Annotated in this window: 15 protein-coding genes; 12 read left to right on the plus strand and 3 right to left on the minus strand. The window is 32.3% G+C overall.

Annotated features, from left to right (window positions below; all coding sequences use genetic code 11):
* The first annotated feature begins 67 nt into the window (after positions 1-67).
* The 4 genes from D1816_RS06215 to D1816_RS06230 all read left to right on the plus strand — a co-directional run bounded on the left by D1816_RS06215 (position 68) and on the right by D1816_RS06230 (position 3,504).
* A complete protein-coding gene (locus D1816_RS06215) occupies positions 68-1,765 on the plus strand; it encodes a sodium:solute symporter (RefSeq protein WP_118501638.1) in 1,698 nt (565 codons plus the stop codon).
* Positions 1,755-2,735, plus strand: coding sequence for a Gfo/Idh/MocA family protein (locus D1816_RS06220; protein ID WP_118501640.1), 981 nt, complete (start codon positions 1,755-1,757; stop codon positions 2,733-2,735). The genes D1816_RS06215 and D1816_RS06220 overlap by 11 nt, the downstream gene beginning before the upstream one ends.
* A gap of 111 nt (positions 2,736-2,846) precedes the next feature.
* Entirely contained in the window at positions 2,847-3,314 is a 468-nt protein-coding gene (locus tag D1816_RS06225) for a hypothetical protein (RefSeq protein WP_118501642.1), read from the plus strand.
* Positions 3,301-3,504 (plus strand): helix-turn-helix transcriptional regulator, encoded by a 204-nt coding sequence (locus D1816_RS06230; RefSeq protein ID WP_198403801.1) that lies wholly within the window; start codon positions 3,301-3,303, stop codon positions 3,502-3,504. Before D1816_RS06225 ends, D1816_RS06230 begins: the two co-directional genes overlap by 14 nt.
* Positions 3,505-3,570: 66 nt before the next feature.
* Here D1816_RS06230 and D1816_RS06235 read toward each other — a convergent pair whose 3' ends face one another.
* Complete coding sequence (locus D1816_RS06235; RefSeq protein ID WP_118501644.1) at positions 3,571-4,413, minus strand: DUF2911 domain-containing protein; 843 nt, start codon at positions 4,411-4,413, stop codon at positions 3,571-3,573.
* 121 nt (positions 4,414-4,534) lie between these two features.
* Between D1816_RS06235 and D1816_RS06240 the strand changes: the two genes are divergently transcribed.
* The 6 genes from D1816_RS06240 to D1816_RS06265 all read left to right on the plus strand — a co-directional run bounded on the left by D1816_RS06240 (position 4,535) and on the right by D1816_RS06265 (position 9,094).
* Complete coding sequence (locus tag D1816_RS06240; protein ID WP_066309049.1) at positions 4,535-5,194, plus strand: MIP/aquaporin family protein; 660 nt, start codon at positions 4,535-4,537, stop codon at positions 5,192-5,194.
* A gap of 487 nt (positions 5,195-5,681) precedes the next feature.
* On the plus strand, positions 5,682-6,038 hold the full coding sequence (locus tag D1816_RS06245) for a hypothetical protein (protein ID WP_066309044.1): 357 nt from the start codon (positions 5,682-5,684) through the stop codon (positions 6,036-6,038).
* A gap of 83 nt (positions 6,039-6,121) precedes the next feature.
* Positions 6,122-6,622, plus strand: coding sequence for an SRPBCC family protein (locus D1816_RS06250; protein WP_118501647.1), 501 nt, complete (start codon positions 6,122-6,124; stop codon positions 6,620-6,622).
* A gap of 6 nt (positions 6,623-6,628) precedes the next feature.
* Positions 6,629-7,327 carry an SDR family NAD(P)-dependent oxidoreductase gene (locus tag D1816_RS06255; RefSeq protein WP_118501650.1) on the plus strand — a complete coding sequence of 233 codons (699 nt, stop codon included), beginning with the start codon at positions 6,629-6,631 and terminating at the stop codon, positions 7,325-7,327.
* Between the two features lie 2 nt (positions 7,328-7,329).
* The gene (locus D1816_RS06260) at positions 7,330-8,637 is read left to right on the plus strand and encodes a deoxyribodipyrimidine photo-lyase (RefSeq protein ID WP_118501652.1); all 1,308 of its coding nucleotides are present in this window, start codon (positions 7,330-7,332) and stop codon (positions 8,635-8,637) included.
* 91 nt (positions 8,638-8,728) lie between these two features.
* Positions 8,729-9,094, plus strand: a complete 366-nt coding sequence (locus tag D1816_RS06265) for a SnoaL-like domain-containing protein (protein ID WP_066309035.1) — start codon at positions 8,729-8,731, stop codon at positions 9,092-9,094.
* A 67-nt stretch (positions 9,095-9,161) separates the two neighbouring features.
* Here D1816_RS06265 and D1816_RS06270 read toward each other — a convergent pair whose 3' ends face one another.
* Both D1816_RS06270 and D1816_RS06275 read right to left on the minus strand, forming a co-directional pair.
* Positions 9,162-9,791, minus strand: coding sequence for a porin family protein (locus D1816_RS06270; RefSeq protein ID WP_066309032.1), 630 nt, complete (start codon positions 9,789-9,791; stop codon positions 9,162-9,164).
* Between the two features lie 163 nt (positions 9,792-9,954).
* Complete coding sequence (locus D1816_RS06275) at positions 9,955-10,839, minus strand: LysR family transcriptional regulator (RefSeq protein WP_118501655.1); 885 nt, start codon at positions 10,837-10,839, stop codon at positions 9,955-9,957.
* A 95-nt stretch (positions 10,840-10,934) separates the two neighbouring features.
* Between D1816_RS06275 and hutH the strand changes: the two genes are divergently transcribed.
* Positions 10,935-12,515, plus strand: a complete 1,581-nt coding sequence (gene hutH, locus D1816_RS06280; RefSeq protein ID WP_118501658.1) for a histidine ammonia-lyase — start codon at positions 10,935-10,937, stop codon at positions 12,513-12,515.
* A 45-nt stretch (positions 12,516-12,560) separates the two neighbouring features.
* A complete protein-coding gene (hutI, locus tag D1816_RS06285) occupies positions 12,561-13,808 on the plus strand; it encodes an imidazolonepropionase (RefSeq protein WP_118501660.1) in 1,248 nt (415 codons plus the stop codon).
* The last annotated feature ends 5 nt before the right edge of the window (positions 13,809-13,813 follow it).

The raw sequence follows: 13,813 nt of genomic DNA on the forward strand, positions 1-13,813 counted from the left end.
TATTTAATTACAAATAGTTATTCTTAACTATCAAATCATTTATTAATAAATATTACATTTTCTGCAAATGCAACTTATAGATTGGATTGTTCTAGGTGGAACCCTTTTGTTTATCGTTTTATATGGAGCGTGGAAGACTAAAGGTAGTGCTACAGTAAAAGATTATATACGTGGTGGTAATGAGGCAAAATGGTGGACAGTAGGACTGTCTGTTATGGCTACCCAAGCTAGTGCTATTACATTTCTCTCTACACCAGGACAAGCATTTCATAGCGGTATGGGGTTTGTTCAATTTTATTTTGGTCTTCCTATAGCTATGGTAATCATTTGCCTGGTATTTATTCCATTATACCACAAATTAAAAGTATATACAGCATATGAGTACCTTGAAAGCAGGTTTGATCTAAAAACAAGAACACTTACTGCTATTTTATTTTTGATTCAGCGTGGTTTAGGCGCCGGAATAACAATTTTTGCTCCTGCAATAATATTATCGGCAGTTTTAGGATGGGATCTCACATATTTAAACATTGTTATAGGAATCTTAGTTATAATTTATACTGTTTCTGGCGGAACAAAAGCCGTAAGCGTTACCCAAAAACAACAAATGGCAGTAATATTCGCAGGAATGTTTATTGCTTTTTTCTTGATCATTAGCTATTTGCCAGACGGAGTAACATTCTCCAAAGCACTTGATATTGCAGGCGCAAGCGGCAAAATGAAAGTATTGGATTTTTCTTTTGACCTTACCAATCGATATACAGTTTGGACAGGAATACTAGGAGGCACATTCTTGATGTTATCCTATTTCGGTACTGATCAAAGTCAAGTACAACGATACCTTTCAGGTAAATCTGTTAAAGAAAGTCAACTAGGGTTACTTTTTAATGGGTTATTAAAAGTACCAATGCAGTTTTTTATTCTTTTGGTAGGTGTTATGGTGTTTGTGTTTTATCAATTCAACACGGCTCCTTTAAATTTTAATCCAATGGCTGGTGAAGCCATTAAGAAGTCAGAGTATACTCAAAAATATCAAAAACTAGAAAACGAGCTATCACAAATTCAAAATGAGAAAGAAAAACTTATAAATAAGCAAATTAGCGCTAATGATACAGGCAGAAGTGAGATAACTAGTCAATTAAAAACATTAATGGACTTCGAGGTTCAAATTCGTACATCTGCAAAAGAATTAATTAAAAAAGCCGATCCTGACGTAGAAACGAATGATAAAGATTATGTTTTTATACATTTTATCTTAAATAATCTTCCTAAAGGTTTAATAGGATTATTACTCGCTGTTATTTTATCAGCTGCTATGTCCTCAACGGCCTCAGAATTAAATGCTCTGGCATCTACAACGGCTATAGACTTGTATAAGCGAAACGTAAAAGAAGAAAAAAGTGAACAACATTATGTTAATGCATCTAAATTTTTCACATTAATCTGGGGTATTTTAGCAATTTTTGTAGCCTGTTTTGCTAACTTATTTGACAATCTTATTCAATTAGTAAATATTATTGGATCGATTTTTTACGGAAATGTACTTGGCATCTTTTTACTTGCATTCTTTATAAAGTTCGTAAAAAGTAATGCCACATTTATAGCTGCACTACTTACTCAAATGATAATCATTTTTGTATGGTGGCAGGACTGGCTTCCTTTTCTATGGCTTAATGCATTAGGTTGTGGAATTGTGATGTTTTTAGCTATCCTGTTACAAAAATTAATACCAACTAAAAATAACCAACCACAACATGAACACTAACAAAACTATTAAATGGGGAGTCTTGGGATGCGGCAATATCGCACACTACTTTGCTCAAGATTTAGGATCAATACCAAATGCCAAATTACATGCCGTAGCTAGTAGAAATTTACAAAAAGCTAAGGATTTTGGGGAAAAGTATGATTCCCCTCAAGCATACGGAAGTTATGAAGAACTAAGTAAGGATAATGAAATTGATGTGATTTATATAGCTACACCACATGTTTTTCATCATGAAAACACTATCATGTGCCTTAATAATAATAAAGCCGTGCTATGTGAAAAACCATTTGCAATGAATATTTCGCAGGTTGAAGAGATGATTTCAATTGCAAAAGAAAAGCAAATTTTTTTAATGGAAGCTCTATGGACCTATTTTCTTCCTCATTATGACCATGTATTAAAACTAATTGGCTCTAAAGAATTTGGAAACGTTAAAACAGTTACTGCGGACTTTGGTTTTGCAGCAACATTTAACCCAGATGGGAGATTATTTAATAAAAAATTGGGTGGTGGTAGTCTATTAGATGTCGGTATATATCCTTTGTTTGCTGCACTAAGTATTTTAGGTTATCCTGATAAAATTGAAGCAAATGCTACATTCGGAAAAACAGGTGTAGACGAAACTTGTACTATGAAACTTGAGTATAATAACGGAACTTCGGCTTCATTATTTAGCGCAATTTCAAAAGACACAAACACTGAAGCCATAATTGAATTTGAAAAAGCTACAATCAAAATCAATACACAATTTCATAAACCGTCATCTATTACTATTCTAAAAAATGGAGTTTCCGAATCTTTTGAATTTCCTGTGACAACTAATGGCTATAATTATGAGGCAATCCATGTACAAAACATGTTACTTCAAAATCGTACAGAAAGTACGATAATGACTTTTGATAAAAGTCTTCAACTGATCAAAATGTTAGATACTGTAAGAGAAAAAATCGGATTACAATATTCATAAAGTCTATAAAATAATATACCGAATAGTTTTTTATTCGATAAAATGTAAAATAAACTTTACTTTTTGTAAATTTTATTTTACATTTATAACATCAATTAAAAATCGAACAAGATGAAATATTTAGTATCAAACAAATTCAAAAAACCAGGTTGGCTTCTTTTTGTTACAGGAATTACCTTAGGAATTATTCATTCTATAAATGATTATGAATCTAATCTATTAATCACGAAAACAGTTTCACTATTTCATTATGAAACCATATTTCCAAATGAAAATGGAATATTTAGAATAATCGAAAATAGCATTATAGACGAATTAATTACTATAATTATTATTGTAGGTGGATTACTGATAAGTTTTTCTAAAGAAAAGATCGAAGATGAGTTTATATCCAAAGTCAGACTAGACTCCTTAGTTTGGGCGATCTTAGTAAATTATGTCATTTTACTATTCACAACGATTTTTATCTATGATATCAGGTATTTTCATGCCATTATCTACAATATGTTTACTCCACTAATCATATTTATTCTTCGATTTAATTATGTTGTTTATAAAAAGTCTAATCATGAAGAATAGGATTAAAGTAGAAAGGGCAATATATAATTTAACTCAGGCAGATTTAGCAAAGAAAATCGGAGTTAGTAGACAAACCATTAATGCTATGGAAAAAAACAAATATGTTCCCTCTACAGTATTAGCGCTAAAGCTTTCAAGAGTGTTTAAAAAGAATGTAGAAGATATTTTTTTCTTAGAAGATAGTGACTAAAAACAAAAAAGCGTTCCGTTAGGTGCGGAACGCTTTTTCAAATGATTTGTGTGTGAAAAAGAGTGTCTATTTTGCTCCCCACTCTGAAAGGGAGTCTTTGTTTAACTTTACATAGTCAGCATTTCCTGCTTTCTCTGCTAATGATAACGAAGTTTTTGCAGCTTTTATTGCCCCAGCCTTATCTCCTGTACCCGCATAGATCAAAGATTGTTGTCTATGAAACCAAAATGCAGGATCTTTACGTAGGGATACAGCTTTATCGATATATTCTTTTGCCTTAGCAAGATCTTTTATCTCTTTATGAAAAACAGCCGCTTGATAATAATCATTTGCAGTTGGACCAGCTAATGCAGTTTCAATACTAGCTATTGCCTTTTCTTTAGAAGGAACTTCTACTGTTATTGAAGCCTCTGTCTCTTCCCAAAAGATATTCAGTAAAGCAGAATCCATTTTAAAATCACTAAACATAATAGTAAAAGTTTCAACTTTAAAAGGTATTTTGTTTGACTTAACAGAGAACTTAGCTGCTACTTTAGCCTCATCCCATTCTCTAGGAGTTCCCCAGTTGTTAGCATCTGCATAAAACAATACTTCCCAGTTTTCTTTACCTGGTTTTGTGAAAATTGCATATGTACCTTTTTTAAGCTCTTTACCACCTACTTTTACATCATCACTAAAAGTAATTTGAGTATTTTTATTTGCTCCAGTTCTCCATAATTTATCGTAAGGAACTAAGTTTCCAAAAATAGTTCTTCCTTTCATACTAGGACGAGAATACTCAACAGTAATATCTGTTAATCCAACAACCTGCTCTATTTTAGAACTAGGACTTGGTTGTGGAGTTTTAACCTGAGCCTCAACACCTAACGATATTAAAGCAACAGAAAGAAATAAGACGATCTTTTTCATTGTGTTTTATTTAGTTTGTTTTGAATTTTTCTGTAACGAAAATAAGAAATACACATACATTAAAAGTTAACAAAACCTTAAAATAAGGAATGGTATATTTGTCAACATATTTCTAAAAAACATGCGTAAATATATTTCAGAAAGTATAGGGACTTTTAGTATGATCTTTTGTGGTACTGGAGCAATGACTATTAATGAAGTCACTGGTGGTGATGTATCCCACGTGGGGATTGCAATTACATGGGGGTTAATTGTTATGGCAATGATTTATGCCTTTGGAGAAATATCAGGAGCACACTTTAATCCGGCTGTTACTATTGCATTTGCTTATGCTAAAAAATTTGAATGGAAAGAAGTTCCTAAATACATTCTAGCCCAATGTATAGGGGCTGTAGCAGCTAGTAGTATTTTACTTTTTCTATTTCCTGATAGTGAATTTTTAGGAGGTACGATACCATCAATAGACAGTTCAAAAGCTTTTGTTCTTGAACTGATACTTACTTACTTTTTAATGGTAGTTATCATAAATGTATCAACAGGCTCGAAAGAAACTGGAACTATGGCTGGTATAGCCATTGGTGGCGTAGTATTGTTAGAAGCTATGTTTGCAGGTCCTGTTACTAATGCATCTATGAATCCTGCGAGATCATTTGCTCCCGCTCTTCTCTCAGGCAATTGGCAACATCAATGGTTATATTTTATTGCTCCTGTTATTGGAGCTTTGTTGGCGGTTTTAACTTGTAAACTTGTGAAACCAGATAATTGTTGTGATGATTGTTAATACTATTGATTTCGATTTATTATATTTAAATATGATTAACCATCTTAAATTATCTAATGGAATTAATATGTATAGATATTGTAGTTTTCCTACTGTTAATTTATGTAAATTATAGAAAATACAGGTTTTCTTCCGATTTTAATATCAAGTAAAATACTGGTTTAGCTACGATTTTTTTTGTTCTTGTTATGTATGGTATAACAATGCCGTTCATACCCAATTTTATACTATCCTGTTTCGATATAAACCAGATCCCACCATATTAATACGATACTTATATACAGTTAAGATTTAAAATATATTGGATACTGGGTGAAGTACAATTGATATACTTATTTAAGATTAATTCTAGAATTAAATCAAAACAATTATAAATTTGATTAGAGTGCTAGCATTAAAACTTTAATTTATTTCTTTTTGAGTCGTTCATTTCCAATTTTATTGGTTTTAACATATATTTACCATTGAATTATGAATGGTAGTTTAAATGAGTGAAAAATTTGATAAATTTTATGAATTAGAGTTTTACGATACCTTCGTTGTCGTTACTGTTTATAAAGATGTACTTCTAACATTAGAAAAAGCAAGTAAAATAAGGGAAGAAATCAAATTACACTTCAAATCTCAAGATTTCTTGATGATCACTTATAGAAAATTTCAACATGAAGTTGTCAAAGAAGTTTTTCAGCAAGGACTTCCTCAAAACATGAAAGGGCTTGCTATTGTATCTGAAGAAAAAACAGAGCGTGATATTGCACTTCAGCAACAAAAATTGTTTGATAAATCCTTTGCTTTTTTTAGCACTCTTGAAGAAGCTAAATCTTGGGCAGAAGGCTATTTCTAATTTTAAAAATTATTTTTTGTTTAACAATTATATAGTTATAGTTAAACAAAATAAATGTATTTTTACTTCAAACTTATTAAAGTATGAAGATATATACCTTGAAAGCTAAGCAAAACCTACCAATATCCTTAGATGAGGCTTGGGAATTTCTTTCCGATCCTCGCAATTTAAAAACTATTACTCCTGACTATATGGGGTTTCAAATTTTATCTGGTGCAGATCGAAAAATGTATTCAGGTCAAATCATACAATATATCGTTACTCCCATCGCAGGAATAAAAAGTAAATGGGTTACAGAGATTACCCATACTAAAGACAAACATTATTTTGTTGATGAACAACGCTTTGGCCCATACGCACTTTGGCACCATAAACACTTTTTAAAAGAAATTCCTGGTGGTGTCGAAATGGAGGACATTATTGATTATAAAGTCCCTTTTGGTATTTTAGGTCAATTAGTACATCCATTTATGGTAAAACCAAAACTTAAGGAAATCTTTGAATATCGAGAAAAAAAACTAATTGAATTATTTGGAAATCATGAGAGTTCATCAGATAAAAAATTGAATTTATATAACTATTAAAGATACATGAGAAAAAACATACTACTTATCGGAGGAAGTCATGGTATTGGTTTCGAAATTGCTTTAAAACTTTATAGCGAGCATAATATATATATTGCGTCAAGAACATCAGAGAATCTCGGGAATCTTGAAGTAACACATATTCCTTATGATGTATCCAAAGACGAAATAGATTCCTCTGTATTACCCCAGAGCATTGATGGTTTTGTCTATTGTCCAGGAAGTATTAACCTAAAACCATTTAAAATGTTAACACCAAAAGCATTTGAAGATGATATGCAAATCAACTTTATGTTTTTAGTAAAAATCATTCATCAACTCCTTCCAAAACTTAAAAACTCTGACCAAGCTAGTTTAGTCTTTTTTAGTACAGTTGCTGTTAAAGTGGGTATGCCATTTCATACAAGCGTAGCAGCCGCAAAAGGAGCCATAGAAGGTTTTGCGAAAGCTCTTGCTGCAGAGTATGCGCCTCATTTTAGAGTAAATGTCATTGCTCCTTCACTTACAGATACACCATTGGCTAAAAGATTGTTAGGTAATGAGAAAAAAAGAGATTTGATGAATAGTAGACATCCTATGAAACGTGTGGGGCAAGCAGAAGATATTGCTAACATTGCTACATTTTTATTAAGTGACGAGAGTAGTTGGATCACCGGACAAGTTTTGGGTGTAGATGGTGGTATGTCAACATTAAATATCAATTAATAATGAACAAGAAAATATCTATTTTCTGGTTTAGAAGAGATCTAAGGTTAAATGACAATGTTGGTTTACTAGAAGCTTTAAAAGGTGAATACCCTGTTTTACCTATTTTTATTTTTGACAAAAATATACTGGATCATCTACCAAAAGATGATGCTAGAGTAACATTCATTTTCGAAAGTTTAAATAAGATAGATCAAACATTAAAGAGCAAATATAATAGTACAATACTACAATTGTACGCAAATCCTAAACAAGCCTTTACACATCTTATCTCTCAATTTGATATACAGAAAGTGTATTCAAATCATGATTATGAACCTTATGCCAAAAATCGCGATACCGAAATTGAACACTTTCTCAAAACGCATCAAATAACCTTTCAAACTTTTAAAGATCAGGTAATCTTTGAAAAAAGTGAAATTGTAAAAAATGACGGGACTCCATATGTAGTATATACCCCATATAAAAATAAATGGAAAGAAATCTTTAAATCAGATAACATTATATCGCATGACACGAGTAACTATTTAAAAAATTTAATCCAAGATGTCGTAACTCCTAAGGTATCACTTGCCGAAATGGGATTTGAGCAATCATCAATAAAAGTACCTAATTACGATGCATCTCCAGAGGTTATTCAGAATTATGAAAAAACACGTGATTATCCTGCAATTACAAAAGGCACCTCGTTATTAGGGCCACATCTTCGCTTTGGAACAGTAAGTATTAGGGCAATGGTAAGAAAGGCTATAGCAGAAGAAAATGAAGTATTCTGGTCTGAATTAATATGGAGAGAATTTTTTATGCAAATACTTTATCATTTTCCTCATACACAAAATTCATCTTTTAGAGCAAAATATGACCGGATTGAATGGAGAAACAATGAAGAAGAATTTGAGAAATGGAAAAAAGGTGAGACTGGTTATCCATTAGTTGATGCAGGGATGCGACAGCTAAACAAAACTGGTTATATGCATAACAGGGTACGTATGCTAGTTGCCAGTTTTTTGTGCAAACACCTTCTTATAGATTGGCGCTGGGGTGAGGCATACTTTGCAGAAAAACTATTGGATTATGATATGTCTGCGAATGTTGGAAATTGGCAATGGGCCGCTGGCTCTGGAGTAGATGCCGCTCCGTATTTCAGGATTTTTAATCCCACTACACAAATCACTAAGTTTGATAAGGAATTAAAGTATATTTCAACATGGGTAACAGATTTTAATGAACTTACTTATCCGCAACCTATGGTTGAACATAAAATGGCTCGAGAACGCTGTCTCAAAACTTATAAAAATGCTGTAGCTTAAACAATAAATGTGTATCATTTTTTTATCATTCAATTCAAGTTTTTCGTAAATTAATTGCGAAAAGCATTTTATAACCTAAAAATTGAAACCAATGAATACACAACAAGTTGCAAATCGCTTGGTAGAACTTTGCCGTATAGGTGAAAACATGCAAGCTTTAAACGAGTTATACGATCAAAACGTGATTAGCAAAGAAATGCCTGGTTCCCCTAACCCTATTACCAATGGCAAAGAGGCTGTTATTAAAAAAAGTGAAGATTGGTATGCCTCTGTAGAAGAATTTCATGGAGGTGAAATTTCTGATCCGTTAATTGCAGAAAATCATTTTAGTTGCACTATGAAGATGGATTGTACTTTTAAAGGTCAAGGTAGAATGCAAATTGAAGAAGTTGCAGTATATCAAGTTAATAATGGTAAAATAACCGAAGAGCAGTTTTTCTACAATATGCCTAGTTAACAATTAAAAAATAAGCTCCACTATATATATGTATATAGTGGAGCTTATTTTTTAGAATTTTATAAATTTAAAACTTAAATCCAGTAGAAAACTGAAATACGGAGTGTTGTTGAGAAACTTCTAATCCTTCAATATCAAAAACATCAGTAATCCCTAAATTATATCTAGCTTGAATAAAAGCTCCGATCTCTAATTGATACCCTACTCCCAAATTAAATCCAACATCTATACTTGAAGTAATATCTTTAATATCTGTATCCGAAGTTTCAGTGATTCCTCCATCAAGATTATTTCTACGTTCGAGTACGGCAGAGGTTAAAAAACCTACTTGTGGACCTGCTTCTAAACTAAGACCAGGAACTACATAAAAAGGATAGTATTTCACCATTACAGGAAGATAAATATAATCTAACTTTGTACTTTCTTTTTCAAAATTAACTTCTTCACTTTCTGTTTTAACACCTTGAAAAGTGTATAATAATTCTGGTTGTATTGCTAAAATTTCATTGATAGGAATTTCAGCAGCCAATCCAACATGTACACTTGTTCTTGGGTCTAAATTATCGGTTTCTTCGCCTTTAAAATCGGCTAGGCTAAACCCTACTTTAAAACCTATTTGAAAAGATTCTACCTGAGCACTTACCGAATCAGAAATCAATCCGACAAATAAGGTAATAAAAAACAGCTTTTTTATCATAGTTTATAAATTTGGAGCATTACTATATTAAAGCGACCATTCAATCGTATTTCATAGTAATTTACTAAGAAATAAAAATAAAATGACAGCACCAAAAGTAAACAACACTATCCAGAAATAAAAAAAAATCTAATCATACTAGTACAAATCCAGCAACATCCATTTAAATATTCATCAAATTTAATAGCTGTTGTAATGCTGGGTTACGATTATTTTCTTTCCAAATTACTGATAATACTGCTTTTTGCGGAATTTTAGGAATTTCTAAAAATTTAACCCCTAAATCGAACCCATACTGCAACGAACTTGGGACAATCGCAACACCTAAACCACTTTCGACAAGCTTGTATATGGTTTGCCCATGCACTGATTTATGAGACACCTTGGGTGTAAACCCTTTATCCTCACAAATACTCATAATTTTATCATAGTAAAGAGAACTATATCGAGATGAAAATAAGATGAAATTTTCATGTGATACTTGATCAATACTTTTAAAATTATCTATATTAAGATGATGATCCTCAGGAAGTACCAATGAAAAAGTGTCTTTAAATATCGTTTTCATTTTCAACTCTTTAGAAACCCTTGCCAATCTTACAAAGCCAAGATCTAACTGATCTCTTTCAATAGCTTCAACCTGAAGATAATTAGACATCTCTTCTAAACTAAATTGTATATTAGGGAAGTTTTCGTTTGTTTTAACCAATAATTCAGGGATCACAGTTTGCATTGCCGAACCCAAAAATCCTATACGTACCTCACCATCACTACCTTGATCAATCAAACGAGTTTGTTTTATGGTAAAATCGATATGATTAAAAATGTAATCTAATTCTTTTTTAAGGTATCTACCAGATGCTGTTAAGTCAACATTTCGTTTATCTCTTATAAAAAGTTTTGCTCCTATAATCTCTTCCATCTGTTTAATTTGTCTACTTAATCCAGGTTGAGAAATATATAAACGATCTGCAGCTTTTCTAAAGTGCAGTTCTTCAGCAACGGCCAAAAAATATGTAAAATGTCTTAATTCTAACTGATAACTCATGGTTATTAATTAATGATAATATTAGTATTTCTAATTATTAAAAATACATATTAATTTAGTGCTAACAAATCAATTTAAAATTTCGCACTGAAACAATGTCTAATATGGCCGATCATTTTTTATACGGAGAAGATTATTTAACAGCAGGGATAGCTCTTAAAATAGCTAAGGGAGAAACAAAAGGTATTATTTCAAAAATTTCAAGAGAGAAAATAAAAGAAAGCAGAAAGGTTGTTGAGAATATTGTAGATAAAGGACATCCTGTTTACGGGATTAATACCGGATTTGGCCCCCTTTGTACCACTAAAATTTCTAAAGAAGAAACAAAAGTTTTACAAAACAACATTCTTAAAAGTCATAGTGTTGGTGTTGGTGATCCTGTAGATAATGAGATCGCTAAACTTATGATGATTTTAAAAATGCAATCGTTATCTAAAGGATATTCTGGTATTTCAGAAAAAACATTAGATAGAATTCTTTGGCATATTGATAATGATGCCATTCCTATAGTTCCAAGTCAAGGATCGGTTGGTGCATCAGGAGATTTAGCTCCTTTATCGCACTTATTCCTGCCATTAATTGGTTTAGGAAAAGTGGTATACCATAAAAGAATAATTACTACTAAAGAGTTATTTAAGACTACAGAGCTATCACCTCTTGATCTTGGGCCAAAAGAAGGTTTAGCTCTTATTAACGGAACTCAGTTTATTGCTGCTCATGCAGTCCAAATTGTCTCAAAACTTCATAACTGCCTCTCTCAAGCCGATATTATTGGTGCAATGATGATAGAAGGTCTTCAAGGCTCTGTAAAACCGTTTTATAGAGAATTACATAATTTACGCCCTTTTAAGGGCAATATACATGTTGCTTCTAGAATCAAATCGTTATTAAAAGGTTCTGAAATTATGGAAGACCATGTAGATTGTGATCGAGTTCAGGATCCGTATTCATTAAGATGCATGCCACAAGTTCATGGAGCATCAAGAAATGCGTGGTTACATCTAAAAGAACTTCTTGAAGTAGAGCTTAATTCTGTCACTGATAATCCTATAATTATTAATGAAGAACTTACTATTAGTGGAGGAAGTTTTCACGGGCAACCCCTTGCTATGGCAATAGATTATGCTTGTCTAGCTGCTTCTGAACTTGGTAACATTTCAGACCGAAGGATATATCTTGCCTTAGAGGGTAATTCTCCTGGAGTTCCTAAACTATTAATGAAAGATACCGGTATTAACTCCGGATACATGATATTGCAATATACTACAGCAGCTTTAGCAAGTGAAAATAAAGGATTATGTTTTCCTTCTAGTGCTGATAGTATACCCACATCTTTAGGTCAAGAAGATCATGTAAGCATGGGATCAATAGGTGGGCGAAAAGCCATAAAAGTTATTGAGAATCTTGAGAAAATACTAGCTATAGAATTATTAACCGCATCTCAAGCTTTTGAATTTAGAAAACCTTTAAAATCAGGAGTTATTGTAGATGAAATACATAAAGCTATTAGAACTAAAGTAGCTTTTGCAGATAAAGACAGAGTATTTGCTCATGATATCGAAGAAGGAATTAATATCATTAAGAATAAAACCATCATAACCATTGTAAATCAAATATCTAAAGAAAAAAATATTTCTGTTGAAACAGAATTTTCTAATGAATTTGAGGTATATTAAAAGAACTCTTTAATAAAGAGATTAGGAATAAATACAATAATTGATATGTCTAAATACAAATTAATAGGTCCAATTTCACAACTTATATCGATGAGAGAATTACCAATAAAAGGTGCTCTCAAAGATGAGGATTTACATATTTTAGAAAATGCAGGAATTCTAATAGAAGATGGGAATATTAAGAATATCGAGACGTATTCGGATTTACTAAACAATTACAAAGCTCTTGATTTAGAGATTATAGAATTAAAAGCAAATTATGTTTGTCTGCCTGGTTTTATAGATGCTCATACTCATATTTGTTATTGTGGTTCGAGAGCAAAAGATTATGCCATGAGAAATTCTGGCAAATCATACCTAGAAATAGCGCAAGCAGGTGGCGGAATATGGGATACAGTAACCCAAACTAGAAAAGCAGAACAACAAGAGTTAATGTATGGCATTGTAAAAAGAGCAAATACGCATTTAAAAAACGGGGTCACAACCATAGAAGTTAAAAGTGGTTATGGGTTATCTGTTCCTGAGGAGTTAAAAATGTTAAGAGCCATAAAAGAAGCTGAAAGAAACACTGAAGCAGATCTTATCGCTACATGCCTTGCAGGGCATATGTTACCAAAAGATTTTGAGGGAAATCATGAAACATATTTGGATCACATAAGCACTACTTTATTTCCTATTCTTCAAGAAGAAAAACTAACAAATCGGATAGATGCGTTTATAGAGCAAAGCGCTTTCTCCCCTTCTAGTATACTTCCCTATTTTGAAAAAGCAAAATCAATGGGGTTTGATATTACGGTACACGCAGATCAATTTAGTACAGGAGGTAGTGAAATTGCAGTTAAAATGAATGCCATAAGTGCGGATCATTTAGAAGCTAGTACAGATAACGAGGTAAAAATGTTAGCCAATAGCAATGTCGTTTCTATTGCTTTGCCTGGTGCATCAATTGGATTGGGGTGCAGTTTTACTCCTGCAAGAAAAATCTTAGATTCGGGAGGAGCGTTGGCTATAGCTAGTGATTGGAATCCTGGTTCAGCTCCTATGGGAGACCTGCTCACACAAGCATGTATTTTAGGTACTTTTGAAAAGTTATCAAACACAGAGGTATTAGCAGGTATAACCTACAGAGCAGCGGCAGCTCTCAACCTTCAAGACAGAGGCCGATTAATGCCTGGAATGTTAGCAGATTTTAACCTTTTCAAAACAGATCATTATAATGAAATCTTTTATCATCAAGGTAAGCTAGTTCCTTCACAAATATGGAAACAAGGAAACCTGATTTATACCAGTTAACTAAA

The sequence above is a fragment of the Aquimarina sp. AD10 genome (genome assembly GCF_003443715.1).
GTDB classification, from domain to species: Bacteria; Bacteroidota; Bacteroidia; order Flavobacteriales; family Flavobacteriaceae; genus Aquimarina; species Aquimarina aggregata.